This window comes from Novosphingobium kunmingense (assembly GCF_002813245.1).
GTDB lineage: Bacteria > Pseudomonadota > Alphaproteobacteria > Sphingomonadales > Sphingomonadaceae > Novosphingobium > Novosphingobium kunmingense.
This window is the reverse complement of the sequence record NZ_PHUF01000002.1, coordinates 427,475-452,918: the sequence shown is the minus strand read 5'-3', so window position 1 is coordinate 452,918 and position 25,444 is coordinate 427,475. Positions and strand designations below refer to the sequence as shown.

At 65.8% G+C, this 25,444-nt stretch carries 22 protein-coding genes and 1 riboswitch; of the genes, 14 read left to right on the top strand and 8 right to left on the bottom strand.

The window, feature by feature from the left end; translation table 11 throughout:
• The first annotated feature begins 97 nt into the window (after positions 1-97).
• From B0I00_RS02260 to B0I00_RS02240, 5 genes are all read left to right on the top strand, one after another.
• The gene (locus B0I00_RS02260; protein ID WP_100865721.1) at positions 98-2,002 is read left to right on the top strand and encodes a DUF3604 domain-containing protein; all 1,905 of its coding nucleotides are present in this window, start codon (positions 98-100) and stop codon (positions 2,000-2,002) included.
• A complete protein-coding gene (locus B0I00_RS02255) occupies positions 1,999-2,832 on the top strand; it encodes a peptidyl-prolyl cis-trans isomerase (protein WP_100865720.1) in 834 nt (277 codons plus the stop codon). Before B0I00_RS02260 ends, B0I00_RS02255 begins: the two co-directional genes overlap by 4 nt.
• Positions 2,829-3,809 carry a HupE/UreJ family protein gene (locus B0I00_RS02250; protein ID WP_100865719.1) on the top strand — a complete coding sequence of 327 codons (981 nt, stop codon included), beginning with the start codon at positions 2,829-2,831 and terminating at the stop codon, positions 3,807-3,809. The genes B0I00_RS02255 and B0I00_RS02250 overlap by 4 nt, the downstream gene beginning before the upstream one ends.
• A 137-nt stretch (positions 3,810-3,946) precedes the next feature.
• Entirely contained in the window at positions 3,947-4,366 is a 420-nt protein-coding gene (gene ribH / locus B0I00_RS02245) for a 6,7-dimethyl-8-ribityllumazine synthase (protein ID WP_100865718.1), read from the top strand.
• Entirely contained in the window at positions 4,363-5,286 is a 924-nt protein-coding gene (locus B0I00_RS02240; protein ID WP_100865717.1) for an aldo/keto reductase, read from the top strand. The genes ribH and B0I00_RS02240 overlap by 4 nt, the downstream gene beginning before the upstream one ends.
• Before the next feature lie 7 nt (positions 5,287-5,293).
• Here the strand turns inward: B0I00_RS02240 and B0I00_RS02235 are convergent, their stop codons facing one another.
• The 4 genes from B0I00_RS02235 to eno all read right to left on the bottom strand — a co-directional run bounded on the left by B0I00_RS02235 (position 5,294) and on the right by eno (position 11,012).
• Positions 5,294-6,379, bottom strand: a complete 1,086-nt coding sequence (locus B0I00_RS02235; protein ID WP_100865716.1) for a hypothetical protein — start codon at positions 6,377-6,379, stop codon at positions 5,294-5,296.
• A 1-nt stretch (position 6,380) separates the two neighbouring features.
• A complete protein-coding gene (locus tag B0I00_RS02230) occupies positions 6,381-7,460 on the bottom strand; it encodes a phosphotransferase (RefSeq protein ID WP_100865715.1) in 1,080 nt (359 codons plus the stop codon).
• 57 nt (positions 7,461-7,517) lie between these two features.
• Positions 7,518-9,596 (bottom strand): M13 family metallopeptidase, encoded by a 2,079-nt coding sequence (locus tag B0I00_RS02225; protein ID WP_100865714.1) that lies wholly within the window; start codon positions 9,594-9,596, stop codon positions 7,518-7,520.
• Between the two features lie 132 nt (positions 9,597-9,728).
• Positions 9,729-11,012, bottom strand: a complete 1,284-nt coding sequence (eno, locus tag B0I00_RS02220; RefSeq protein ID WP_100865713.1) for a phosphopyruvate hydratase — start codon at positions 11,010-11,012, stop codon at positions 9,729-9,731.
• A gap of 177 nt (positions 11,013-11,189) precedes the next feature.
• On the opposite strand from eno, the gene B0I00_RS02215 reads away from it, so the two are divergent.
• From B0I00_RS02215 to B0I00_RS02195, 5 genes are all read left to right on the top strand, one after another.
• Entirely contained in the window at positions 11,190-11,855 is a 666-nt protein-coding gene (locus B0I00_RS02215) for a hypothetical protein (RefSeq protein ID WP_100865712.1), read from the top strand.
• Positions 11,856-11,887: 32 nt separating this feature from the next.
• Positions 11,888-12,277 (top strand): phage holin family protein, encoded by a 390-nt coding sequence (locus B0I00_RS02210; RefSeq protein WP_100865711.1) that lies wholly within the window; start codon positions 11,888-11,890, stop codon positions 12,275-12,277.
• Positions 12,274-12,639 carry a hypothetical protein gene (locus B0I00_RS02205; RefSeq protein ID WP_100865710.1) on the top strand — a complete coding sequence of 122 codons (366 nt, stop codon included), beginning with the start codon at positions 12,274-12,276 and terminating at the stop codon, positions 12,637-12,639. The genes B0I00_RS02210 and B0I00_RS02205 overlap by 4 nt, the downstream gene beginning before the upstream one ends.
• Positions 12,636-13,124, top strand: coding sequence for a hypothetical protein (locus B0I00_RS02200; protein ID WP_100865709.1), 489 nt, complete (start codon positions 12,636-12,638; stop codon positions 13,122-13,124). Before B0I00_RS02205 ends, B0I00_RS02200 begins: the two co-directional genes overlap by 4 nt.
• A 72-nt stretch (positions 13,125-13,196) precedes the next feature.
• Complete coding sequence (locus tag B0I00_RS02195; protein ID WP_100865708.1) at positions 13,197-13,424, top strand: DUF4170 domain-containing protein; 228 nt, start codon at positions 13,197-13,199, stop codon at positions 13,422-13,424.
• Between the two features lie 36 nt (positions 13,425-13,460).
• Here the strand turns inward: B0I00_RS02195 and greA are convergent, their stop codons facing one another.
• The 3 genes from greA to carA form a co-directional block, all read right to left on the bottom strand.
• Complete coding sequence (gene greA / locus B0I00_RS02190) at positions 13,461-13,937, bottom strand: transcription elongation factor GreA (protein WP_100865707.1); 477 nt, start codon at positions 13,935-13,937, stop codon at positions 13,461-13,463.
• 111 nt (positions 13,938-14,048) lie between these two features.
• Complete coding sequence (gene carB, locus B0I00_RS02185; protein ID WP_100865706.1) at positions 14,049-17,372, bottom strand: carbamoyl-phosphate synthase large subunit; 3,324 nt, start codon at positions 17,370-17,372, stop codon at positions 14,049-14,051.
• Positions 17,372-18,538 (bottom strand): glutamine-hydrolyzing carbamoyl-phosphate synthase small subunit, encoded by a 1,167-nt coding sequence (gene carA, locus B0I00_RS02180; RefSeq protein ID WP_100865705.1) that lies wholly within the window; start codon positions 18,536-18,538, stop codon positions 17,372-17,374. The genes carB and carA overlap by 1 nt, the downstream gene beginning before the upstream one ends.
• A gap of 158 nt (positions 18,539-18,696) precedes the next feature.
• Between carA and B0I00_RS02175 the strand changes: the two genes are divergently transcribed.
• From B0I00_RS02175 to rpoD, 3 genes are read left to right on the top strand one after another with little or no spacing between them, the layout of a single operon-like run.
• Complete coding sequence (locus B0I00_RS02175) at positions 18,697-19,149, top strand: GatB/YqeY domain-containing protein (RefSeq protein WP_100865704.1); 453 nt, start codon at positions 18,697-18,699, stop codon at positions 19,147-19,149.
• Positions 19,149-21,002 carry a DNA primase gene (dnaG, locus tag B0I00_RS02170; protein WP_100865703.1) on the top strand — a complete coding sequence of 618 codons (1,854 nt, stop codon included), beginning with the start codon at positions 19,149-19,151 and terminating at the stop codon, positions 21,000-21,002. Before B0I00_RS02175 ends, dnaG begins: the two co-directional genes overlap by 1 nt.
• Before the next feature lie 16 nt (positions 21,003-21,018).
• The gene (gene rpoD, locus B0I00_RS02165; RefSeq protein ID WP_100865702.1) at positions 21,019-23,037 is read left to right on the top strand and encodes an RNA polymerase sigma factor RpoD; all 2,019 of its coding nucleotides are present in this window, start codon (positions 21,019-21,021) and stop codon (positions 23,035-23,037) included.
• Positions 23,038-23,096: 59 nt separating this feature from the next.
• Here rpoD and B0I00_RS02160 read toward each other — a convergent pair whose 3' ends face one another.
• Positions 23,097-24,680: an MFS transporter gene (locus B0I00_RS02160; RefSeq protein WP_100865701.1), complete on the bottom strand. Its 1,584-nt coding sequence runs from the start codon at positions 24,678-24,680 to the stop codon at positions 23,097-23,099.
• 103 nt (positions 24,681-24,783) lie between these two features.
• Positions 24,784-24,864: riboswitch (ZMP/ZTP riboswitch) on the top strand.
• A gap of 133 nt (positions 24,865-24,997) precedes the next feature.
• Here B0I00_RS02160 and rpiB point away from each other — a divergent pair.
• Positions 24,998-25,435, top strand: coding sequence for a ribose 5-phosphate isomerase B (gene rpiB / locus B0I00_RS02155; RefSeq protein WP_100865700.1), 438 nt, complete (start codon positions 24,998-25,000; stop codon positions 25,433-25,435).
• Positions 25,436-25,444: the final 9 nt, after the last annotated feature.

Sequence of the window (25,444 nt, the reverse complement as noted above, 5' to 3'; positions counted from 1 at the left end):
GCAATCGTGCATCTTAGTTCAGGCGGTTGATCTTCGCTGCGGGCATGGCAAGATCGCATTGCCAATCGCAACCGATCGGCGCGGGAGGGGACGAGGCATGAAGGCACCTTTGCTGGGCGCAGCGGCGGCGCTGCTGGCGGGATTTTCGCTGGCCGGATGCGAAAAGGTCAGCCAGGCGATGACCGGCACGGCGCCGGCAGCGCAGATCCCCGAAACTGCCTATCCCGAGCGGGTGCTGTGGGGGGACTTGCATCTCCACACCGCCAATTCGGTCGACGCCTTCGGGTTCGGCAACCGGCTCGGCCCGGAAGAAGCTCTGCGCTTTGCCAGGGGCGAAGAGGTCACCAGTTCCACCGGAATCAAGGCCAGGCTGGCGCGGCCGCTCGACTTCGTGGTGATCACCGACCATGCCGAGGGCATGGGATCGACCATGGCGCTCTACAACGCGCCGCGCATCATGATCCGCGACCCACAGGTGCTGCGGTGGTACGACATGATGCACGAAGGGCCACGGCAATCGGTCGCCGCCATGGCCGAGATCCTGGCCGCGCGAGCGAACAACACCCTTCCCCCGATGTTCCGCGATCCCAAGGCTTCGGCCGAGCGCACGCACAACGTCTGGAATACTCACCTGGGCGTGGTCGAACGTTACAACGAACCGGGCAAATTCACGGCGATGATGGGCTTCGAATACACCCTCATGCAGGGCGGCAACAATCTGCACCGCAACGTCATTTTCCGCGATGGCAAGGATCTGGTCAGCCAGGTCGATCCGCTCGACCCCACAAACGAGGCGACCCCAGACAAGCTGTGGGACTACATGGACGCCTATCAGGCGAAGACCGGCGGCAAGGTGCTGGCGATCCCGCACAATTCCAACGTGTCCAACGGCCTGATGTTCATGATGACCGACGGCGCGGGCCAACCCATGACCGCTGCCTGGGCCCGGCGCCGGGCCGAGAAGGAGCCGGTGGTCGAGATCACGCAGATCAAGGGCGACAGCGAGGCCCATCCCTTCCTGTCCCCCAACGACGAATTCGCCGGCTATGGCACCGCAGGATGGGACATCGGCAACCTTATGCTGAACGAAGCCAAGAAGCCCGAAATGTTCGCCGCCGAATATGTCCGCGAAGCGCTGAAACGCGGTCTGGCCCTGGAAGCAAAGCTGGGCGCCAACCCCTACAAGTTCGGCCTGATCGGATCGACCGACAGCCACACCTCGCTCTCAACCGGGGACGAGAACAACTTTTTCGGCAAGCACAGCGGCAACGAACCCGGCCCCACCCGCGCCATGGGATCGCAGAGCCTCGGCACACGGCTCGGCCGTTTCGGCTGGCAGTATCTCGCCGGCGGCTATGCCGGGGTCTGGGCCAAGGCGAATACGCGCGCGGCGATCTGGGACGCGCTTGCCCGGCGCGAAGTCTATGCCACCACCGGTCCGCGCATGACGGTGCGGTTCTTCGGCGGCGCTGGCTTTACCGCTGCGGACCTCAAGAGCGATTGGGTCAAGGCCGGCTATGCCCGCGGGGTGCCGATGGGCGGGTCGCTGGCGCTAGGTGCCGGGGGCAGGCCCAGCTTCATCGTGTCCGCGCTGAAGGACCCGGACGGCGCCAATCTCGACCGCGTGCAGGTGGTCAAGGGTTGGGTCGACGCTGCGGGCAAGCTTCACGAAAAGATCTTCGACGTGGTGTGGAGCGATATGGAAAGGCGCCAGGCCAGCGGCGGGAAGGTCCCTGCCGTGGGCGACACTGTCGACCTGGCGCGGGCCAGCTATACCAATTCCATCGGCGCGCCGGCGCTGTCTACGGTATGGGCCGATCCCGAGTTCGACCCGCGCTTCCGCGCGTTCTATTACCTGCGCGTGCTGGAGATCCCGACGCCGACCTGGCCGGCCTACGATGCGCTTCGCTTCAAGCTCAAGCTGGGGCCAGAGGTGATCCAGAAGGCCCAGGAACGCGCCTACAGCTCGCCGATCTGGTATTCGCCGGCCGGCCCGGCATGAAAATATGGAGCCGCGCGGGCCAAGTGCTGCGCGAACCGTTAGTCCACTTCCTCGTGGCGGGGGCCATTCTCTATGTCTTGCTGGCGGGCCGCCCGCCCGATGCCGGCGATCGGCGCATCGTCGTAGATGAGGCCGCTGTCGGCCAGCTTGCCGCGCGTTTCGCGCAGTCGTTCCGCCGGCCTCCAAGTCCAAGCGAACTGGACGGCATGATCGCCGATCACGTCCGCGACCAGGCCTACTACCGCGAAGCGCTGCGCCTCGGGCTCGACAAGGACGACGAAGTCGTGGTCCGGCGGATGCGCAACAAGATGCTCGCCCTTGCCGCCAGCGAGGCGCAAGTCGCAACGCCGACCGACGCCCAGCTGCAGGCGCTGATCGACGAGAGCCCGGCCCGCTTCGCTCCCGGAGCGAGCTACACCCTCGACCAGGCCTATCTGGGCGCAGACGACGCAGCAGGCCGAAAACGTGCCGTGCAGGCGCTGGCACAATTGAGGGCGGGTGCCGAGCCGACCGACGTTGCCCTGCCGGCGCCCCTCCCCGCGCATTTCACCGACCAGCCGGCCAGCGTGCTGGCATCCACCCTTGGCGACGGGTTCGTCGCCGCGCTCGAAACCGCGTCCCTGCAGCAATGGTCGGGACCGATCGCATCCGGGGTGGGATTGCACGCGGTCAGGGTGATGCGGCGCACGAGTCCGGGCGCGCCGCGCCTTGCCGATGTGCGCCAGGCGGCGGAAAACGCCTGGCGGGCCCGCGCCGCACAGCAGGCGCAGGACGCCGCCTACAAGCGCATCGTCGCTGGCTACGATGTCGTGATCGAGATGCCCGAATGAGGTCTCTTGCGGTATTCGTAGTCCTGATCGTGTTCCTGGGGTGTGCGAAGCCGACGCGCGCGGACGAGTTGCGCCCCGGCTATCTGGAACTGACACAGGTCGATGGGCACACCTGGACCGTGCTGTGGAAGGCGCCTGTCCTGGGGGGCCTTGCGACGCGCACGCGACCCGCGCTGCCGAGCTTCTGCACCCTCGGACCGGCCCAGTCCCGGCTCGACGGCGGCGCGGTTGTGGCGGCCATGACAGCGACCTGCACGCGTGATCTTGCGGGAGAGCGGGTCGGTCTTGCCGGGATGGACTCCGCCTATACCGACGCGCTGCTGCGCATCGCGCCGCTGGGGCGGCCGGTGCAGGCCGAACGGCTCACCCCGGTGCGCGCCATGGTGACGGTTGCGACGGTGCCGGATCGCTGGCAGGTGGCGCGCACCTATCTGGCGCTCGGCATCGACCACATCCTGGCGGGCTACGACCATCTGCTGTTCGTCATCGCTCTGGTCCTGCTGCTGCGCCGGCCCTGGACCATCGCGGGCGCGGCCACCGCGTTCACCGCCGCGCATTCGCTGACCCTGGCCGGAACGACCCTCGGTTTCATCGGCCTCGCCCAGGCCCCGGTCGAGGCGTTGATCGCCGTGTCGATCGTCTTTCTCGCGGTCGAAATCGTCAAGCAGGAGCCGGACGCACCGCGTTTTGCCGAACGCGCGCCCTGGCTCGTCGCTTTCGCTTTCGGCTTGATACACGGTTTCGGCTTTGCCGGCGCGCTGCGCGAGATCGGCCTGCCCGAGGGCGAAGTGCCTATGGCGCTCGTCGCCTTCAACCTTGGTGTCGAGGCGGGTCAGCTGGTCATCGTCGCTGCCGTTCTTGCCGTCCTAGCCATCCTGCGGCGTGCGGCACCCTTCGCCACCCGGCCCGCCGTACTGGCGGCGACCTACGTGATTGGCACGACGGCCAGCTTCTGGCTAATCGAACGCCTGCTCTGAAATGCGCGTGCTTGGCTATGGCCTTGGCGGGCCGATGCTGGCAGACAGGGCCCAGCGGCTCGGTCCACGGCGACCGTTTCATAAAGGCCACGGCCTCAACATCCCGGGCGAATGCCCCCATTACGGAGGCTTGATCGATGGCCGATTTCCTGATTGTCGAAGCGCGTTTCTACGATCACCTCAACGACATGCTCGTTGAAGGCGCGCGCGCCGCGCTGAAGGCCGCGGGCCACAAGGTCGACGTGCTTACCGTGCCCGGCGCACTCGAGATCCCCGGCGCGATCGCCCTTGCCGACGAAGCCCAGCGCTATGACGGCTATGTCGCGATCGGCGTCGTCATCCGGGGCGAAACCTACCACTTCGAGATCGTCGCCGGCGAAAGCGCGCGCGGCATCATGGCGCTGACCATGGACGGCATGGCCATCGGCAACGGCATCCTGACCGTCGAGAACGAGGAACAGGCCCTCGTCCGCGCCGATCCGAAGCAGAAGGACAAGGGCGGCGAGGCGGCCAAGGCAGCCATGGCCCTCCTCAAGCTGCGGGAGAAGTTCGCATGAGCACGAATCCGGCCATCGCTGGCATCCCGCTGGTCCTCGGCGGCAACGTCTTCGGCTTCACCGCCGATGAGGACGCAAGCTTTGCCGTTCTCGACGCGTTTCACGCCGCCGGCGGGCGGATGATCGACACGGCGGACGTCTATTCGGCCTGGGTACCGGGTCACAAGGGCGGCGAAAGCGAAACGGTTCTCGGCAAGTGGTTTGCGCAAGGCGGCAAGCGCGCCGACATGCGGCTTCACACCAAGACCGGTATGCTCGGTGGGCAGGAATTGTACGAGCCGGCGCGCGTGGTGGCCTCGCTCGCCGCCTCGCTCGACCGGCTGCAGACCGACTACGTCGATCTCTACTACGCCCACCGCGATTACGAGGAACTGCCCATCGGGGATATCGTCGCGGCGTTCGACCGCGCGGTACGAACGGGCCAGGTGCGGGCGCTCGGAGCCTCGAATTTCACCGCCGCGCGGCTCGGCGCCGCGCTCCAGGCGGCTTCCGATCAGGGCGCGACGCCGTTCAGCGTGCTCCAGAACGAATACAACCTCGTCTCGCGCGAGGCCTATGGTGCCGACCTGCAGGCGCTGTGCACCACGCGCGGCATTCCGATGCTGCCGTTCTTCGGGCTCGCCTCGGGCTTTCTCACCGGCAAGTACCGGACCGAGGCCGATCTCGGCAAGTCGGTGCGCGGGCAGCGGATGGGCAAGCTGATCGAAAGCGGCAAGCCGATGCTCGCCGCCATGGACGATATCGTGCGCGAAACCGGGGCGACCCACGCGCAGGTTGCCCTTGCCTGGCTACGGATGCAGCCCGGGATCGGCGCGCCGATTGCCAGCGCCACCTCGGTCGAACAGGTCCGCGACCTGTGCGAGGCAGCAACGCTGGAGCTTTCGGCCGACCAGCTTGCCCGGCTGACCGCAGCTCTCTGACAGTCGGTCAGGCCATGTCCATGAAGCCCGTCAGCCCCATCGGCTGATAGGGGCCGAGGATGAGCTGTTCGAACACGCCGAAGCCTTCTCCGTGGCGGTCGCTGACGACCTTGCTGAACAGCTGGACGTGGAAATTGTCCATGGCCTGGGGATCGCACTGGGCAAGTCCGAAATCCTCGCGTTCCACCGCCAGCGCGCCGTGATAGAGGCCATGATTCCACTTGGGCGAGGTATAGCCGATGCCGCGCATCTGGAACCGGCCGATCGGCGTGAAGGTCAGCGTTTCCGGCCCGTCCGGCCCTTCGATGACCAGCGTGCCATCCTTGGGCCAGCGCGTGCCGGCGTCGAGGCCCGCCGTCATTTCGCCTTCGGTCTCGACCAGGTCCCCGGCCTTACCCCCGTCGGGGGCGATGACCGCCCGGGTGTTCCACTTGTGCCCGCCGGCGTCGGCATTGACGTGGAAGAACACGCTGCGATCGGCGAAGTTTAGCGGGGTCCATTGCCAGAAGAAGCCCGGCACGACGCCGTGGCCGTGGGGCTGTTCGTCACGCGCGCCGACGGGCCGGACGCCCCAGCTGCGGTCGCGGGTCCCAGCGGTGCCGGGCGCGACGTCCTGGCGTTCGCCGTCAACCTCGATCCACCCGGTGTAGTGGCCGTTCTGGGTCAGGCGCGTGTAGTCCATGAAGGTGCGCGGGCCGATGCGGTGGACGAAGCGCGGCTCCTCGATCGGGAAGGCGCGGCCGGTGAACGTAAGGTCCGCCTTCAGCCCCTCGCCATCAACGACCACGCGCAGCTTGTGCAGCGGCTCGAGAATTTCGATGCGGATCGGCCCGACTTCGATGTCGAACCGCTCCATGCCCAGTTCGCGGCTGGCGTGGAGGCAGTGCTGCACGCCGTCGCGAATGGTCGAGAAATGCGCATCGGCGACGTTGAGGTGCGGGTAGATGCCGAGCGCCACGGCGAAGAATCCCGAACCGTCAGGGGCGTAGCCGTTGAAGAAATAGCGGTCGTAGAAATTGCGATCCGTGCCGGCGTAGGCAATCGGCTCGGGCGTCTGGTGGAGCGGATAGTCGTCACCCTTGGTCAGTACCATGTCAGCAAGCCTTTCGCAGCGCGCCGAGCGAATCGTGCTCCAGCGCAAGATCACAGGCCCCGCGGGCCATCGACAGGAAGTTCTCGTCGCCGCGCGGCGTGCGCTCGACGTAGGCGGCGCTGAACACGGCGGTCGAAATGCCGTGCAGCGCGCCAAGGCGGTAATCGTCCCACACGCCGTCACGCGTCATGGCAACGCCGCGGGCCGTCATTTCGCCGCAGTACAGGTCGAGCAGTTCGGCCTCATGCGCGCGGCGCAGCTCGGCGCCGATCCCGCAGCCGAGGAAGTAGCCGATGTCGGTCAGGCCGTTGCCGAGCGCCACCGTCTGCCAGTCGAGAATGGCGATCGGCTCCGCCCCGCCCTTGATGTCGAACAGCATGTTGTCGAGCCGGAAATCGCCGTGGATCAAGCATTTGGGCTCAGCGGTCCGGATGAAATACGAACCGGCCAGGTCGTTCAGCTCTTCGCAGATCGCCATGTATTCCGGTTCGAGTTGGTCGGCATAGCGTTCACGCCAGATTGCCTGCGCGTTGGGATAGAGCGCCCTCACCTGTTCGGCCTGGCCTGGAGCCGATTGGAGCCACGGCGTGCCCAGGATCGCCGCATTGCCCCATGACGGCGCGTGAAGCGAAGCGGCCTGGACGACTGCGGCGCGGGCATCCTCCAGCGAGCAACTCGCAAGCTGGTTGCCGCCTCGCGCTGGCCCGAGGTCTTCGAAGATCAGGACGAAGTCGACGCCGTCCTCGGCGATCTGTGCGATGTGCGGCACGGCGACGCGGACGCCAACCTGCTGGCGCAGCTCCCGATAGAAGCCCACTTCCTTCGCATAGAGGCCGAATGCTGCCGCCGTTCCGCGACTGACCTGATCGGCTGCGGGAAACTTGCCCGCGACGGTTGCCGGACCAGCGGCCTCCTGATCGTAAGCCAGGGTGAAGCGTGCGCTGTCTCCGACCTGGCCGGTGCCGATGGCCTCCCAGTCGACCGAGCGGATCCGCGCCGGACCGATTGCTCCGCTCGTTCGCAACCCGGCCTCCAGCCATTCGGCCGTCACCGCTTCGGGCTGCGTCGGAAAGTCCGCCATGCCTTGTCCATCCTCTCGTTTAAGCGAACGGTTAAACGAGAGGATGGACGATGGCAACTACCAGACTTTGACGCGCTTTTCGGGCAGCAGGTATAGCTTGTCGCCTGCCTTGACGTCGAAGGCCTTGTACCAGGCGTCGAGGTTGCGCACGGTCAACGCGCGATACATCCCCGGGGCGTGCCCGTCGGTCGCAATCCGGCCGCGCAGCGCCTCGTCGCGCATCTTGGTCGCCCAGGTCTGGGCAAAGGCGATGAAGAAACGCTGGTCGCCGGTAAAACCGTCGATCACCGGCGCTTCCTTGCCGCCAAGCGAGGCGTGATAGGCGTCATAGGATGCGGCAAGGCCCGCCACGTCGGCGATGTTCTCGCCCAGCGTCAGCTTGCCGTTGACCTTGACGCCGGGGAACGGCTCGTAGGTGTCGTATTGCGCGGCAAGGGCACTGCCCGCCTTGTCGAACTGCGTCATGTCCGCCGCCGTCCACCAGTTGCGCATCCGGCCCGTGCTGTCGAAGGCGGCGCCATTGTTGTCGAAGCTGTGGCTGATCTCGTGCCCGATGACCGCCCCGATCGCGCCATAGTTGTAGGCGGGATCGGCCTTGGGATCGAAGAACGGACGCTGCAGGATCGCCGCCGGAAAGTTGAGCGCGTTCTGCACCGGCAGGTTGACCGCGTTGACCAGCTGGGCATTCATCCACCACTCGCGCTTGTCGAGCGGCTTGCCGATCTTGGCAAGCTGCTGCTGGTAGGCGACCTTCGACGCCGCCTGGACATCGGCGAAGGCGCTGCCTTTGGCCAGGGCCAGCGCACCATAGTCCTTCCAGGTTTCGGGATAGCCGACAGCGACCTCGATGGTGCGGACCTTCTCCAGCGCTTCCTTGCGCGTGGCGGGCGCCATCCAGTCGAGCGCTTCGACCCGCTTGGCAAAGGCGTTCTTGATGTTGGTCACCATGCCCTCGACCTCGGTCTTGGCCGATGCCGGGAAGTACTTTTCAACGTAAAGCTTGCCCAGTGCATCGCCGAGATAGAGATTGACGAGGGCCAGCGCGCGCTTTTCGCGCGGACGCTGTTCTGTAACGCCCTGCAAGGCCTGCCCATAGAAGGCGAAGCGCACAGCATCGAGCTTCTGGGGCAGGACTTCGGTGTTCTGGTTGATGCGGTGGAACGCCAGCCAGTCCTTCCATGCTTCCAGCGGCTGGCTGGCAACAAGTGCCGACAGGCGCGGAATCGCCTGGGCGTGATAGGCGGAGAACTTCTGCTGGCTGCCCAGTTGCGCCGCAGCGAACAGCGCTTCCCAGTCGATGCCCGGTGCCTTGGCGGCGAAGTCTGCGCGGGTCCATTCGGTCGCGCTCTTCTGGAAGTTCTCGCTCTCTTCGCGGCTGGCGTGAGCCTGGGCGATCTTCATTTCAAGGTCGTAGATGCGCTTCGCCCTGGCGGCAGCATCGGACATTCCGGCTTGGGTCAGAAGCTGGGCGATATAGGCCTGATACTTGGTCCGCAGATCGATCATCTTGGCGTCGTTCGACAGATAGTATTCGCGCTCGGGCATGCCGAGCCCGCCCTGCATCAGGTAGGGCAGCACCTCGCCCCCGGCGAGCGCCTGGGTCACGAACACGCCGAACAGGTTTTCGGTCTGGAAGTCCGTCGCGTTGAGCGGATCGACATCGGCGCGGACCGTCTCACCGATGGCAGCGGACAGCGCCTTGACGTCGCCGATCGCGGCAATGCGGTCGAGTTCGGGCTGGATAGGCGCCATGCCGGCGGCATCGATTGCCGCCGTGTCCATGACCGCGTTGTAGAAATCGCGGATCCGGCCTTCATCGGTGTTGGCCGCGGCATCCGACTTGCTGATCGCCTGGATCAGTTCGCCCAGCTGCTTGTCGGTCGTCTCGCTGGCGATGTAGAAACCACCGACGCTCGACCGGTCGGCCGGGATCTCGGTCGTCTTCTGCCAGTTGCCGTTGGCGTAAGCGTAGAAATCGTCGCCCGGCTTGACCGCCTTGTCCATCATTGCCGGGTCGATTCCCAGGCTGGTTCCGGCCGCGGTCTGGGTGGTTTCGGGCATCTTGCAGGCCGCAAGGCCAAGCGATGCCGTGGCGACGCCCAGAAACAGGGCGACGGTCAGTTTGGTGGTGCGCATGCGTTCAGGATTCCTTCCGGGCTTCCGCCGCACGAAAGCGGCAGGCCTCCCCCGCGATGGGCGGGGTTTAAGCCCGGAACGTCGTCTTTGGCAATTGCGCCCGTCGATCCGCCTCGACGGTTGACCGAGCCGTCAGCCGAGACGCCCGAAAGCCCCGGCCCCGGCGTAGACCGCCGCGTCGCCCAGTTCTTCCTCGATCCGGATGAGCTGGTTGTACTTGGCAAGCCGGTCGGACCGCGCGAGCGAACCGGTCTTGATCTGGCCGCAATTGGTCGCGACGGCGAGGTCGGCAATGGTCGCGTCCTCGGTCTCGCCCGAGCGGTGCGACATGACGGCGGTGTAGCCGTTGCGGTTGGCGATGCTGACCGCGTCCAGGGTTTCCGAAAGCGAGCCGATCTGGTTGACCTTGACCAGCAGCGAGTTGGCCAGGCCCTGCTCGATGCCCATGGTCAGGCGCTTGGGATTGGTCACGAAGAGGTCGTCGCCGACAAGCTGAACCGACTTGCCAACCAGGTCGGTGATCGCCTTCCAGCCTTCGAAATCGTCTTCGCCCATGCCGTCCTCGATCGAAATGATCGGATAGGCGCGCGTCAGGTCGGCGAGGTATTCGGCCATCTGCACCGGGCTGAGCGACAGCCCTTCGCCGCTGATCTCGTAATTGCCGTTCTTGAAGAACTCGGTCGCAGCGCAGTCGAGCGCGAGCTTGATGTCGGTGCCAGCCTTGAAGCCCGCCTTGTCGATCGATTCCATGATGAAATCGAGCGCGGCGCGCGTGCTCGACAGGTTGGGCGCAAATCCACCCTCGTCGCCGACCGCGGTGGCAAGGCCTTTGTCGTGGAGACCCTTCTTCAGCGTGTGGAAGATCTCGGCGCCCCAACGCACCGCCTCGGCCAGGCTGTCCGCGCCGACCGGCATGATCATGAATTCCTGGAAGTCGATCGGGTTGTCGGCGTGCTCGCCGCCGTTGATGATGTTCATCATCGGCACCGGCAGGACATGGGCCGATACACCGCCGACATAGGAATAGAGCGGCAGGCCGCGCGCGTTGGCGGCAGCCTTGGCCACGGCGAGCGAGGTGCCGAGGATCGCGTTGGCGCCAAGGCGGCTCTTGTTGTCGGTCCCGTCGAGATCGATCATCACCGCATCGACATCGCGCTGGTCTTCGGCATCGAGGCCGATCAGTTCCTCGCGAATCTCTTCGTTGACGGCGTTGACGGCCTTCAGCACGCCCTTGCCCAGATAGCGCCCCTTGTCGCCGTCGCGCAGTTCGACCGCTTCGTGCGCGCCGGTCGAGGCGCCCGAGGGTACCGCGGCACGGCCGAAGCTGCCGTCATCGAGCAACACGTCGACTTCGACGGTCGGATTTCCGCGGCTGTCGAGAATCTCGCGGGCGTGAATGTCGATGATCGCGGTCATGGCTCAAATCCTCGCTGCTGATGGCCTTTGCGGCCGTTGCGATGCCGCTTAGCAGGCAATTGTTGGCAGGCAAGTTGCAATGCAGCATTATGTGGGAACTTGTAGACGCAGGCACGCGTTACCATTTCCATTATCCGCCCGGATCTTCCGGGCCCGCTGCACAGAAAGGTCCCGTCGATGGCTAGCAACCCTCCCGCCGATTCCACCGCCCAGCCTGCCGAGAGCAAGCCTGCCGCCGCGAAGCCCGCAGCCAAGAAGGCGACCCCGAAGAAGGCCGCGACCAAGTCCACCGCGCGCAAGGCTGCGACGCCGAAGCCGGCAACCGCGCGCAAGTCCGCCGCGCGCAAGAGCGCAAACGCCAACACCAGTGACGCCAAGGCCAAGTTTGCCCGGGCGATCGAGGAAGCCCGCGCCGGTGCTCAGGCCCTCGGCAAGGAAGCGCAGGCCAAGGCCGGCGTCTACCGCGACCAGTTTTCCAACCGCAGCAGCGACTGGGTCGATGAAGCCAAGGACATGGCCGGCCAGGCCAAGGTCCGTGCCGGCGAGCTGGCCAACGAAGGCAAGGCCAAGACCAGCGATGCGATCGCCAGCCTCGGCAAGATCGTGGCCGACAACGCCAAGGTGATCGATGAGAAGCTGGGCGCGCGCTACGGTGACTATGCCCGCACCGCGGCCCGCACCATGCAGGAAACCGCCGCCAAGATCGAGGCCAAGGAGCTCAACGAGCTGGCCGACGATACCAAGGAGTTCGTCCGCAAGAGCCCGGGCCTAGCCCTCGGCATCGCCGCGGTTGCCGGGTTCATGCTGTCGCGCGTTTTCAAGGGTAGCTCCGCCAGCGATTGACCTGACGCGCCGGACAGGCTTTGGCAGGGCCGATGGCCGACGAAACGAACCGAGAATCGCTTCCCTCCACCAGCGACGCCGCCGAGCGTTCGCTGGTGGATGACGTTCGGGCACTGGTCGAAGACGGCAAGACGCTCGTCGAAGCCGAACTGGCCTACCAGAAGAGCCGGGCCGCCGTCGCCGGTGCGGGGGCAAAAGGAGTGGCAAGCTGGGGCGCGCTGGCGCTCGCCCTGGTCTTTTTTGCGCTGATGGCGGTGGTCATAGGCACGTTGCTCGGTCTCAGCACCGTGATCGGCCCATGGGCGGCGACCGCTGCGGTGACGGCCGCGCTGGCCCTTGCCGCAGCGTTTTGCGCGATGATCGCTGCGCGTCGCTGGAAGCACACGGCGCGGCTGCTGTCCGATGCGGAGGACGCCGCGTGACCGAAGCCGAACGTCGCCTTGCCGAGGACCGCGCCACGCGCCAGGCCGCCAAGGCGAACTACGACGCAGGCGTCAACCAGGTGAAGCGCGATCTGTCAGCCCGCAGCGTGCCCGGCCGCGTCGTCGACACGATCAAGACCGAAACGACCGAAGCGATCGCGACGGGCCTCGATGTCGCGGCCGACAACAAGCGCATCGTCGCTGCCGTCGCCGGCGGGATCGGGCTTTGGCTGTTTCGCGGCAGGATTGCGCGCCTTTTCGGTATGGGCCGGCAAGACAGCGTTAACGCAGACGGGTGCATGTTCGCTGCCGATGACGCGGACGAAGACTGCGCCGCCGAACTGGAGCAAGACCCGTCGTGACCGAAATCGACGCCAGGCGCGAACGCATCAGGCAAAAGGTTGCCGCCTCGCAGGAGCGACTCAAGCGGGATGGCGACACAGCCCCTGCGGCGCAGCGCATGCCCAACCTGCCCGATGCCTATCCACCCGAAAACTACCGGACCCTGGCCAGCGAATACCCGCTCCTGACGGTCGGACTGGGGCTAGGCCTTGGCCTGTTGGCCGGAGCGCTGCTGCCCAAGCGAAAGCCCGGACTGCTGGGCAAGCGCGCAATCGCTTTGGCGACCGCCGCGACCGAGCTCGCGCTGGCTCTGGGGAAGCAGGCGCGCGATGAGGTGATCGAGGCTGAGCGGGATGCCCCGACCAGACTGATCGATGCTGCCGAACCTGCCCGGCGGCAGGCGACACGGCTTGTGCGGAGCGCGCGAAATCATGCGGTTGACGTAGCGTCAGGCGCTCTTCGCGAGGGGGCGCGCTTGGTCGCGCAGGTCCGCAGCCGGAATTAGATCGCCCGACCCTTGCGCCAAGCGCACGAATCGCTAAAGGGCCGCTGTCCCCCTCCCTCCCCAAGGTCAGCAATGAGCGATCAGAAACTTCATCTCGTCATGGGCGGCCGCATTCGCGATCCGCAGCATCTTGAATTCGTCGACCTGAATGCGCTCGATATCGTCGGCGTGTTTCCGGACTATGCCAGCGCTGAAGACGCCTGGCGATCGGCTGCGCAGCGCACGGTCGACGATGCCGAGATGAAATATGTGGTGGTGCATCTCCACCGCCTGCTCGAACCCGACATGCTCAAGCGCTGAGACAAGAAGGCCCCGGATTTCCGGGGCCTTCTCGTTTCATACGAATTCGATCTTGTCGACGACGTAGAACCGGTCGCCGGCCGGAACCGAGACTTCGATCTCGTCTTCCACGCGGCGGCCGATCAGGGCCTTGCCAAGCGGCGAATTATAGCTGATCCGCCCAACCTTGGCATCCGCCTCGTACGGGCCGACGATCTGGTACCGTACCGGTTTGTCGTCATCGTCAAGCAAGGTGACGGTCGCCCCGAAAATGATCTTGTCGCCGGACAGCGCTCTCGGATCGACGATCTGGGCGCGGCTGACCTTGTCCTCGAGGTCCGCGATCGACATCTCGACCTGGCCTTGGCGCTCCTTGGCAGCGTGGTATTCGGCGTTTTCTGACAGGTCGCCATGGGCGCGCGCTTCCTCGATCGCGTCGACGATCTTCGGCCGTTCCTCGCGCAACGCCTTCAATTCGGCGATCAGCCGTTCATAGCCTTCGGCCAGCATGGGCAGCTTTTCAACGCTTGCCATGTCCCTGTTTGTCCTCCTGTGCCGCTATCGGCAGAGTGACTAAGCCGCTGTCCCGTGCCGCCTGTGGCACGGGGGATGGCCTGTCGCTGCTGTCGGAAAGCGCGTCTCGTTTCAGCTATAATAGGCTTGCAGTGATTTTACTTCAAGGTTTGCGCCGGAAACGGCGGCAATTGCCTCAACCGCAGCCAGCGACGCCGCCGCCGTGGTGAAGTAGGGCACCTTGCCGGTCAGCGCCGAAGCGCGGATGGATTGCGAATCCTTGAGGCTCTGCCAGCCTTCGGTCGTGTTGATGATCAGCGCCACTTCACCGTCGATGATCCGATCGACGATGTGCGGGCGACCCTCGGCGACCTTGTTGACCCGTTCCACCGGCACTCCGGCATCGGCGAGGTACCGCGCCGTGCCGCCGGTCGCTATCAGGCTGAATCCCTGCTCGACCAGGCTGCGCGCCGCCGGCAGGATCACCGGCTTGTCGCTTTCCTTGACCGAGACGAAGACGACCCCCCCGGTCGGCAGACGCATCCCGGCGCCAAGCTGGGCCTTGGCAAAGGCCTGGGCAAAGGTCGCGTCGATTCCCATCACCTCGCCAGTCGACTTCATTTCCGGCGACAGCACCGGATCGACGCCGGGGAAGCGTGCGAAGGGGAAGACCGCTTCCTTGACCGCCATGTAGGGCAGGTCGCGCTTGAACGGCGGAAAATCGGCCAGCTTTTCGCCCGCCATGACGCGGCTAGCGATCTTGGCCACCGGCTGACCGATCGCCTTGGCGACGAAGGGCACGGTGCGGCTTGCGCGCGGATTGACCTCGATCAGGTAGACCGTCTCGTTCTTGACCGCGAACTGCACGTTCATCAGGCCCTTGACGCCGAGGCCCTTGGCCAGAAGCTCGGCCTGGCGCTCCATCTCGGCGATGACCGCAGGCGAAAGGCTGTAGGGCGGCAGGGTGCAGGCGCTGTCGCCCGAATGGATCCCGGCCTCCTCGATGTGCTGCATGACGCCGGCGACCACGACCTGTTCGCCGTCGCACAGGGCGTCGACATCGCATTCCACCGCGTCGCGCAGGTATTGGTCGATCAGAACCGGGCTGTCGCCGCTGACCTGGACGGCAGTGGCGATATAGTCATCGAGCTGGGCTTCGCTGTCGACGATTTCCATTGCGCGACCGCCAAGGACATAGCTGGGCCGCATCAGCACCGGATAGCCGATGCGGTTGGCCACCGCGATCGCTTCGTCGCGGCTGCGGGCGATGCCGTTTTCGGGCTGGCGCAGGCCCAGGTCATTGACCAGCTTGGCAAAGCGTTCGCGGTCTTCGGCCAGGTCGATCGCGTCGGGGCTGGTGCCGAGGATCGGGATGCCCGCATCCTCCAGCGCCTGCGCCAGTTTCAAGGGGGTCTGCCCGCCAAACTGGACGATCACGCCGACCAGCTCGCCCTTCGACTGTTCGACGCGCAGGATTTCGAGCACGTCCTCCGCGGTCAGCGGCTCGAAATAAAGGCGGTCCGAGGTGTCGTAGTCGGTCGAAACCGTTTCCGGGTTGCAGTTGACCATGATCGTTTCATAGCCCGCCTCGGCCAGCGCGAAGCAGGCGTGGACGCAGCAGTAGTCGAACTCGATCCCCTGCCCGATCCGGTTCGGCCCGCCGCCCAGGATCACGATCTTGCGCCGGTCGGACGGCATCGCCTCGTTCTCGGGCTCGCCAAAGCTGGGCGCTTCGTAGGTCGAATACATGTAGGGCGTGATCGCCTCGAACTCGGCGGCACAGCTGTCGATGCGCTTGAACACGGGGTGGACACCCAGCTTGTGGCGCAGCTGGCACACTTCCTTCTCGCTCGTCGCGCCTGCCATGGCCTTCAGCGCATCGTGGAGCAGACCCGAACGCTTGGCCCGCGTTTCGGCGAGACCGCCGGCGACCCCGATGCCGCGCACCGCCAGCGTCGCCAGCCGCTTGTCGGAAAAGCCCATGGCTTTGAGCCGCCGCAAGCCCGCCGCGTCGTTGGGCAGGCCGACTTCCATGATCGCGGTTTCTTCCGCGATGATTTCGTCGATGTGGCGCAGGAACCACTTGTCGTAATGAGTGATCGCGTGGACCTCGTCGACGGTGAAGCCTTCGCGGAAAGCCTGCCCGACGTGAAGCAGGCGGTCGGGCGTCTGCTGCGACAGCGCGGCGGTGATCGCATCGCGCCCCGCCCCTTCGAGATGCAGCACGCGGTTGAACCCGTCGAGCCCGGTTTCCAGGCCGCGCAGCGCCTTCTGCAGCGATTCCTTGAAATTGCGGCCGATCGCCATGACCTCGCCGACCGACTTCATCGCGGTCGACAGCAGCGGCTCGGCGCCCTTGAACTTTTCGAAGGCGAAGCGCGGGATCTTGGTGACGACGTAGTCGATGCTGGGCTCGAAGCTCGCCGGGGTCGCGCCGGTGATCTCGTTGGTCAGCTCGTCCAGCGTGTAGCCGACCGCAAGCTTCGCCGCGACGCGTGCGATGGGAAAGCCGGTGGCCTTGGATGCCAGCGCCGAGGAGCGCGACACGCGCGGGTTCATCTCGATCACGATCAGGCGCCCGTCATCCGGGTTGACCGCAAACTGCACGTTCGATCCGCCGGTTTCCACGCCGATTTCGCGCAGCACCGCGATGCTGGCCGAGCGCATGATCTGGTATTCCTTGTCGGTCAGCGTCAGCGCCGGGGCGACGGTGATCGAATCGCCGGTGTGGACGCCCATCGGATCGACGTTTTCGATCGAGCAGATGATGATGGCGTTGTCGTTGCGGTCACGCACGACTTCCATCTCGTACTCTTTCCAACCGAGCAGCGATTCCTCGATCAGGACTTCGGTGGTCGGGCTGGCATCGAGGCCGGAGCGCACGATCGCTTCGAACTCCGCCTTGTTATAGGCCACACCGCCGCCGGTGCCGCCAAGGGTAAAGCTCGGCCGGATGATCGAGGGCAGGCCGGTGCGTTCCAGCACGGCAAACGCCTCGTCCACCGTATGCGCCACGCCGCTGCGCGCGGATTCCAGGCCAATCTTGTCCATCGCCTCGCGGAAGCGCTGGCGATCCTCGGCCTTGTCGATCGCGTCGGCATCGGCGCCGATCATCTGCACGCCGAACTTCTCCAGCGTGCCGTCGTTGAACAGCGCCAGCGCGGTGTTCAGCGCGGTCTGCCCGCCCATCGTCGGCAGCAGCGCGTCGGGACGCTCCTTCTCGATGATCTTGGCGACGACGTCGGGGGTGATCGGCTCGATATAGGTCGCGTCGGCGAACTCGGGATCGGTCATGATCGTCGCCGGGTTGGAGTTGACGAGGACCACGCGGTAGCCCTCCTCCTTCAGCGCCTTGATCGCTTGCGTGCCCGAATAGTCGAACTCGCACGCCTGGCCGATAATGATCGGCCCGGCGCCGATGACGAGGATCGAGGAGATGTCAGTGCGTTTGGGCATTAGCCGAGCGATCCAATGAACTTTTCGAAGAGGTAGAAACTGTCCTGCGGCCCGGGGCTTGCCTCGGGATGGTACTGCACCCCGAAGGCATTCTTGCCGGTGATGGCGATGCCGCAGTTGCTGCCGTCGAACAGGCTGACGTGGGTCTCCTCGACCCCGGCGGGCAGTGCGGCGTTATCGACCGCGAAGCCGTGGTTCATCGAGGTGATTTCGACCACCCCGTCTTCCAGCCGCTTGACCGGATGGTTGGCGCCGCGGTGGCCCTGGTGCATCTTGGTCGTCGTGGCCCCGGCGGCGAGGCCGAGCATCTGGTGGCCAAGGCAGATGCCGAACAGCGGAATGTCGCGTTCGAGCAGCCCCTGGATCACCGGCACGGCGTATTCGCCGGTCGCCGCCGGATCGCCCGGGCCGTTGGAGAGGAACACCCCGTCAGGCTTCAGCGCGAGCACCGCGTCAAGCGGCGTCTGCGCGGGTACCACGGTGACCTGCGCCCCGGCCTTCACCAGGCTTCTAAAGATATTGTCCTTCGCGCCGTAATCGATCGCGACGACGTGGGGGCGTGCGGCGCCGGTCTCGGCGGCGTAGCCCTTGCCCAGAGTCCAGACGCCGCCTTCCCAGTCCTCGCTGGCGGTGCGGCTGACCACGCGGGCAAGGTCCATGCCTTCCAGTCCCGGCCAGTCGGCGGCGCGCTTGACCAGCGCGGGAATGTCGAACGCTCCGTCCTCGCTGTGCGCGATCACCGCGTTGGGCGCGCCCGACAGGCGGATGCGGCGGGTCAGCGCGCGGGTGTCCACCCCCGACAGGCCGATCTTGCCCTTGGCCGCCAGCCAGTCCCCGAACGAGCCTTCGGAGCGGAAGTTGCTGGGCGCAGTCACGTCTTCGCGCACCACGCAGCCCACGGCGCCATCGACATGGGCCTCAAGGTCTTCCTCGTTCACCCCGACGTTGCCGATGTGCGGGAAAGTGAAGGTCACGATCTGGGCGGCGTAGGAGGGATCGGTCATCACCTCCTGGTATCCGGTCATGGCGGTGTTGAAGCACACTTCGCCCACCGCGCTGCCTTCGGCGCCGAAGCCACGGCCCCACAGGACCGTCCCGTCGGCGAGCACAAGGACTCCCGTCGCACCCTGCGGTTGGGGTGCGTGCGAAGAGGCGGCGTCGGCCATTGTGGGGCGCTCCGTTGGCTTGGTTTTGGCGATGTTGCTAAGGCTCGGCGGCTAGACGCCTTGGGGGGCAGGGTCAACCTAGGAAAACCAGAATCTTTGGGCTAGTGTCCGCCTTTCCCCATTCTCGCATACGCATTCACGCAGGAAACCACACAGACATGCTTCGCGACTCGATCAAGGCCGCGCAGGTCGCCGCCATGAAGGCCGGCGACAAGCCCCGCCTCAACGCCGTTCGCCTGATCCTGGCCAAGCTCAAGGACAAGGACATCGAACTGCGCACCGCCACGACCACGCCCGATGACGATGCCCTGGTGGTCGACGTCCTGCAGAAAATGGCCAAGCAGCGCCGCGAATCGATCACGCTCTACGAACAGGGTGGCCGCCAGGAACTCGCCGATGCCGAAAAGGTCGAACTGACGGTTATCGAGGAGTTCCTTCCCCAGCAGATGGGCGAGGACGAAGTAAACGCCGCCATCGCCGCGATCATCGTCGATACCGGCGCGGCGGGCATGAAGGACATGGGCAAGGTGATTGCCGAACTGAAGGCCCGCCACGGCACCCAGATCGACATGGGCAAGGCGAGCGGCCTGGTCAAAGCCGCCCTGGCCTGATGGCGCTGTCGCCCCAATGGCTTGACGAACTGCGCGCCCGGATCACGCTTTCGGCGGTGATCGGGCGGACCACGCGGCTGATCAAGGCGGGGCACGAGTTCAAGGCCTGCTGCCCGTTCCACAACGAGAAATCGCCCAGCTTCTACGTCAACGACGCAAAGGGATTTTACCACTGCTTCGGTTGCGGGGCGCATGGCGACGCGATCCGCTGGCTGACCGACCAGCGCGGCATGGCCTTCATGGATGCAGTCAAGGACCTGGCCGCCGAGGCTGGGCTCGAGGTCCCCGCCCCCGATCCGCGCGCGGCGCAGCGGGCCGAGCAGGCCGCCGGGCTACACGATGTGCTCAGCGCGGCGCAGGACTGGTATCGCGCCCAGCTCGACACACCTGAAGGCGCCAAGGCGCGCCAGTATCTGGCCTCGCGCCGGTTCGATGCGCACACGATGGAGCGGTTCGGCTTCGGCTTCGCGCCTTCGGGGCGGCAGGCGCTGAAGACCGCGCTGGCCAGGTTTCCGGAAGCGATGCTGATAGAGGCCGGCCTGCGCATTGCGGTGGACGACAAGGAACCCTACGACCGGTTCCGCGACCGGCTGACCATGCCGATCCACGACGCACGCGGGCGGGTTATCGGCTTTGCCGCGCGCATTCTGGACGCCGACAAGAAGGACGCGCCCAAGTATATCAATTCGCCAGACACCCCGCTGTTCGACAAGGGGCGCACCCTGTTCAACATGCACCGCGCCGGTCCCGCCTCGCGCAGCGCCGGGCGGATCGTGGTGGTCGAAGGGCAGATGGACGTGATCGCGCTGGCCGCCGCCGGCATTGCCGAGGCGGTAGCGCCAATGGGCACCGCGCTGACCGAACGGCAACTGGAAATGCTGTGGCGCCTGGTCGCAACCCCCATCCTCTGTTTCGACGGCGACGCCGCCGGCCAGCGCGCGGCGATGCGCGCCGCCACCCGCGCGCTGCCGATGCTGCGCCCCGCCCATTCGCTGCGCATCGTGCGCCTGCCAGCGGGCATGGACCCCGACGACCTGATCAAGCGCGACGGGGTGGCGTCGCTCGAGGCACTGCTGGCCAAGCCCATCGGCCTCATCGACCTCATTTGGGAGCACGAGCGCGACGCGCACACCCTCGCCACGCCCGAAGACAAGGCCGGCCTCAAGGCACGGCTGATGGCCCATGTCGACACCATTGCCGACCGCGACATCCAGGCACTGTATCGCCGCGAATTGACCGAGCGGTTCTCCGCCTTTGCCTTCCCCCGGCGCGAGCAGCGCGAATGGCAGCCCGGCCGGCGGTCGGGGGCGCCGGTTCCGCAGCGCGACGCCGGACAGACGCGCCGGCTGCGCGCCGCAGTGGGCGGCGGCGCGCGCGACGCGCTAGCGCTTGCGATCATAGCCGGGTTGCTGCGCTTTCCGGGCGAGCTTTCTCGCCACGCCGATACGCTTTCGCAGTCGGGACTGACCGATCCACGCCTTGCCGTGCTGCTCGATGCGGTGGACAGCGGCGAAGCGCTTGAAACCGCGCACCTTGTTACCATATTGGCAAGCCGGGGCATGGCACCCCCGACCCCTGAGGATTACGGCGCACTCCGATTCGGTTTTCTGCTCGATGGCCAGTCACCCGACCAGGCACGCGGCGAACTGGCACAGGCAATCGGCCTGCTGGTCGAACGCCCGGCCCTTGACGCAGCCCTTGCGGACGCGACGGCACGGCTGGAACGCGACTTTTCCGAAGGGGCCTATGCCGAACAGCAGAGGCTGTTGAAGAGAAAGCTGGCTTTCGATGCCCGTCTGCGGCAAATGGCCAGCGCGCGCGCCGCCGCTTCGGATGAAGCGGCCCCGAAATGATTAGTATGGCGGACTGATGGACGAAGATTTCACCGGCAACGAAAAGGACGGCGGCGACGCTCCCCTGATCGACCTCAACGAAGCATCGATCAAGAAGCTGATCGCCCGCGCCAAGCGCCGCGGCGTGATCACGGTCGACGAGCTGAACGAGGCCCTGCCGCAAGACCAGATGACCAGCGAACAGATCGAGGACATCATGTCCGCGATCAGCGAAATGGGCGTAAACATCGTCGAAAGCGACGAGGACGCGGTCGATCCGGAAGAGAAGGACGTCGACGAGATCGACGAGCAGCCCGACGGCATGGCCGAGCGGCCGGACATCGTCAAAAAGAAGGAAACGGTCGAGCGCACCGACGATCCGGTGCGCATGTACCTGCGCGAAATGGGCGCGGTCGAACTGCTCAGCCGCGAGGGCGAAATCGCCATCGCCAAGCGGATCGAGGCCGGTCGCGACACGATGATCCTGGGCCTGTGCGAAAGCCCGATCACCTTCCACGCCATCATCCAGTGGTCCGAAGCCCTCAACAACGAGGAAATGCAGCTTCGCGAGATTCTCGATCTCGACGCCATGCTGTCGAAGGAGCCGCAGCCCGAGAACCTGACCGAGGACGGTGAGGAAGAAGGCGACGGCGAAATCAGCGAAGCGACCGCCGGCCCCTCCTACAAGGAGGAAGAGGACGTCGAGGAAGAGGCTTCGGACGAGGACGAGGACGAGGACGGCATCGAACGCCGCGCCCGCCGTCCGGCCGAGGACGACGAGGAAGACAACACGCTCAGCCTGGCGCAGATGGAAGCCCAGCTGAAGCCGGAGGCGCTGGAAAAGTTCGCGCTGATCACCTCGCTGTTCCGCAAGTTCGAGAAGATCCAGAACGAGCGGCTCGAGGCGATGAGCCTGGGCAGCGATTTCTCGGCCGCCAAGGAACGCTCGTACCAGCAGCTGCGCGAAGACCTGACCGCGCAGGTCGAAAGCGTGCAGTTCCACGCGACCAAGATCGAATACCTGGTCGACAACCTCTACGCCTTCAATCGCCGCCTGACCGCGCTCGGCGGCCAGATGCTGCGCTTGGCCGAACGCCACAAGGTCAGCCGCAAGGACTTTCTCGACAGCTATGTCGGGCACGAACTCGACGACGGCTGGCTGCAGAACCAGGCCGGCAAGGACAAGAAGTGGGCGGCTTTCGCCGCCAACGAGGCGGATGCCGTCGAGCGTATCCGCGCCGAGATCGCCGATATTGCTGCTGCGACCGGCATGGCGCTGGGCGAGTTCCGCCGCATCGTCAACATGGTCCAGAAGGGCGAACGCGAAGCGCGCATCGCCAAGAAGGAAATGGTCGAGGCGAACCTGCGGCTGGTGATCTCGATCGCCAAGAAGTACACGAACCGCGGCCTGCAGTTCCTCGATCTCATTCAGGAAGGCAACATCGGCCTGATGAAGGCCGTCGACAAGTTCGAGTATCGCCGCGGCTACAAGTTCAGCACCTATGCGACGTGGTGGATCCGCCAGGCGATCACCCGCTCGATCGCCGACCAGGCGCGCACCATCCGCATCCCGGTCCACATGATCGAGACGATCAACAAGCTGGTGCGCACCAGCCGTCAGTTCCTCCACGAGACCGGCCGCGAGCCGACCCCTGAGGAAATGGCCGAGCGGCTGTCGATGCCGCTCGAAAAGGTTCGCAAGGTGATGAAGATCGCCAAGGAACCGATCAGCCTCGAGACGCCGATCGGCGACGAGGAAGACAGCCACCTGGGCGATTTCATCCAGGATCCCAACGCGGTCATCCCGGTCGATGCGGCGATCCAGTCGAACCTCAAGGAAACGGTCACCCGCGTCCTTGCCAGCCTCACCCCGCGCGAGGAACGCGTGCTGCGCATGCGCTTCGGCATCGGGATGAATACCGATCACACGCTGGAAGAGGTCGGGCAGCAGTTCTCGGTCACACGTGAACGCATCCGCCAGATCGAGGCCAAGGCGCTGCGCAAGCTCAAGCACCCGAGCCGCAGCCGCAAGATGCGCTCGTTCCTCGACCAGTAAGCGGTCGGAACCGGAGAACACGAAGGACGGCGGGACTGCGGTTCCGCCGTCTTTCGTTACTAGCCGCCGGCCGCGCGGTCGACGTCGCGCAGGTCGATGCCCTTGGTTTCGCGGCAATAGCGCCAGGTGAGGACGATCGCGGCCAGGACCGGCAGTCCGACGACGATCGCCGCCATGCCCAGTTCGGGCACCAGCGCTGTGATCCCCAGCGCCTGCGCGATCAGGCCGCCGGCCTTGGTGCAGGCCGCAACCCAGCCGGTCGCGCGGCCTCGGATGCTCAGGGGATAGTTCTCGGCTGCATAGGGCAGGACAATCGCCAGCATCCCGTTGGTCCCGACGATCAGCAGGGTCACGAACAGCAACGGCGGCAGCGCCGCGTCGGCCTTCAGGGCGACGATCCCGGCAAGTCCCAGTGCGGTGATCGCGGTCATCGCGATCAGTGAGTACTTCGTGCTCCACCGGCTGTAGAGTACCGCTACGACCAGCACGGTGGGGACCGAGATCAGCGCCGACTTGGCGATCAGCCCCGCTGCGACCGCCTTGGGCACGCCACTTTCGACCAAGTCCGATGGCAGCCACAGCAGGATGCCGAAGTTGATGAAGCCCCAGCTCAACGCGAGCATGGTCAACGCCAGCGAGGTTCCCGCCATGTCTCGCGACCAGATGCCGGCCACCGGCGCATTTTCGGCGGCGTGGACCGGAGCGAAGTCGACGTCCTCCTCTTCCTTGCCGTGGGTGTGGCTGACCGTGCCGAATCGCGCCATCACCGCCTGGGCTTCGGCCCGGCGGCCGCGGGCCAGCAGGAACTTGGCCGATTCGGGGATGAACACGCCCAGCCCCAGCAACAGAAGCCCGGTCGGCAGGTTGAGCAGCCACAGGATGCGCCAGGAATAGATCGGCTCGAGCCAGGCAGAAAAGCCGCTCGCCGCGAAATAGCCCCCGGCCGCTCCCATTCCGCCGACCAGCACCAGGGACCAACCACGGTGGCGGCTGGGCATGGCTTCGGCCAGCAGGGCGTAGGTCACCGGCAACATTCCGCCCGCCGCCGCCCCCATCAGGAAGCACATGGCGATGTTCCACTCGAGGCTGGGCATGGCGCCGCAAATCGAGGTGCCGACGAACATGATCGCCGACAGGAGGATCGTTGCCTTGCGCCCGTAGAGGTCGGCGGCGATGCCCCACAGGACCGATCCGATCACCGTCCCGGTCAACGCGGCGAAGGGCACCAGTGCGCCTTCGGAGCGCGGAATGCCATATTCCTCGCTCAACCCCGGCATGACGAAGCCCAGCGAGGCGGGCTTCATCACGTCGATCACAAGGGCGACGACCAGGACCACCATCAGGCGGAAATGCGCAGGCGATAGCGGCGCATCTTCGGGCGCTGCGACGCTGATGTGGCGGGAGGCGTGGATCTGCTCGCCGACGTTACGGGGCAAGAGGCCATAGGCGGCCATGGCAATGCCCAGCACGATCAGCCCCATGCCGACGATCATGCCCTGGTCCATCGGCATCCCGACCAGGCGGAAGCCATCCATCCGGCCCATCCAGAACATCGGCAGGTGGAGAATGACGCCGACGGTAACGGCCAGCGCGCCAGCAAGGAAAACCAGAGTGCTCGATCTGTCGCGTAGCGTCATCGTCATGGCGGCATGGGCTAGCACGGCCGGACAAATGTGCAATCGGCCCGATGGGGCGGTCCACAGCGCGGTGGGCGGCTTTACATCCCGCCCGCGCGCCCTTATTGAGCGCGCGTCACGTGACTGACGAGGCAGGCGGAGCACCGCCGTGGAGCGTGACCCTCGAAAGCCGCTCGTCTGGGCACTCCCGATCGAACCATTCGAGGTGCGCCGTGCCCTGCGTCCGCTGCAATCATCCTGCTGCCTTTCCTCTCGTGGCTGGCCTTGGCGCGCCCATGCGCCTAATGGCAGGCCCGACTCTCCATTCAGCAGGATCCTGATCCATGCGCATCGCTATCGCTTCCGATCACGCCGCCGTCGACCTCAAGGCCGCCCTGCGCGAATACCTGATCGAACAGGGGCACGAGGTCGCCGACCTTGGCCCGGACACGGCTGACCGGGTCGACTATCCGGATTTCGGATACAAGCTGGCCTCGGTCGTGGCCGAGGGTATCGCCGAATTCGGCGTGGCGCTGTGCGGATCGGGCATCGGCATTTCGATTGCCGTCAACCGCAACCCCGCTTGCCGCTGCGCGCTGGTCTGCGAACCCTATTCCGCCACGCTGGCGCGCGAACACAACGATGCCAACGTCATCGCCATGGGCGCGCGCCTGACCGGTGAAGACATGGCCAAGGCCTGTCTCGACGCCTTTCTTGCCGGCCAGTTCGCCGGGGGTCGCCATGGCCCCCGCGTCGACAAGCTGTCCCACCCGTCCTGCTGAGGAGTTTCA

Coding starts and splice junctions, on each gene's coding strand:
- B0I00_RS02195 (WP_100865708.1), top strand. CDS start 13,197: ATGAGCGATCAGAAACTTCATCTCGTCATGGGCGGCCGCATTCGCGAT.
- B0I00_RS02250 (WP_100865719.1), top strand. CDS start 2,829: ATGAGGTCTCTTGCGGTATTCGTAGTCCTGATCGTGTTCCTGGGGTGT.
- eno (WP_100865713.1), bottom strand. CDS start 11,012: ATGACCGCGATCATCGACATTCACGCCCGCGAGATTCTCGACAGCCGC.
- B0I00_RS02210 (WP_100865711.1), top strand. CDS start 11,888: ATGGCCGACGAAACGAACCGAGAATCGCTTCCCTCCACCAGCGACGCC.
- ribH (WP_100865718.1), top strand. CDS start 3,947: ATGGCCGATTTCCTGATTGTCGAAGCGCGTTTCTACGATCACCTCAAC.
- B0I00_RS02225 (WP_100865714.1), bottom strand. CDS start 9,596: ATGCGCACCACCAAACTGACCGTCGCCCTGTTTCTGGGCGTCGCCACG.
- B0I00_RS02240 (WP_100865717.1), top strand. CDS start 4,363: ATGAGCACGAATCCGGCCATCGCTGGCATCCCGCTGGTCCTCGGCGGC.
- B0I00_RS02175 (WP_100865704.1), top strand. CDS start 18,697: ATGCTTCGCGACTCGATCAAGGCCGCGCAGGTCGCCGCCATGAAGGCC.
- carA (WP_100865705.1), bottom strand. CDS start 18,538: ATGGCCGACGCCGCCTCTTCGCACGCACCCCAACCGCAGGGTGCGACG.
- B0I00_RS02255 (WP_100865720.1), top strand. CDS start 1,999: ATGAAAATATGGAGCCGCGCGGGCCAAGTGCTGCGCGAACCGTTAGTC.
- B0I00_RS02260 (WP_100865721.1), top strand. CDS start 98: ATGAAGGCACCTTTGCTGGGCGCAGCGGCGGCGCTGCTGGCGGGATTT.
- rpiB (WP_100865700.1), top strand. CDS start 24,998: ATGCGCATCGCTATCGCTTCCGATCACGCCGCCGTCGACCTCAAGGCC.
- carB (WP_100865706.1), bottom strand. CDS start 17,372: ATGCCCAAACGCACTGACATCTCCTCGATCCTCGTCATCGGCGCCGGG.
- greA (WP_100865707.1), bottom strand. CDS start 13,937: ATGGCAAGCGTTGAAAAGCTGCCCATGCTGGCCGAAGGCTATGAACGG.
- rpoD (WP_100865702.1), top strand. CDS start 21,019: ATGGACGAAGATTTCACCGGCAACGAAAAGGACGGCGGCGACGCTCCC.
- B0I00_RS02215 (WP_100865712.1), top strand. CDS start 11,190: ATGGCTAGCAACCCTCCCGCCGATTCCACCGCCCAGCCTGCCGAGAGC.
- B0I00_RS02160 (WP_100865701.1), bottom strand. CDS start 24,680: ATGACGATGACGCTACGCGACAGATCGAGCACTCTGGTTTTCCTTGCT.
- B0I00_RS02235 (WP_100865716.1), bottom strand. CDS start 6,379: ATGGTACTGACCAAGGGTGACGACTATCCGCTCCACCAGACGCCCGAG.
- B0I00_RS02230 (WP_100865715.1), bottom strand. CDS start 7,460: ATGGCGGACTTTCCGACGCAGCCCGAAGCGGTGACGGCCGAATGGCTG.
- dnaG (WP_100865703.1), top strand. CDS start 19,149: ATGGCGCTGTCGCCCCAATGGCTTGACGAACTGCGCGCCCGGATCACG.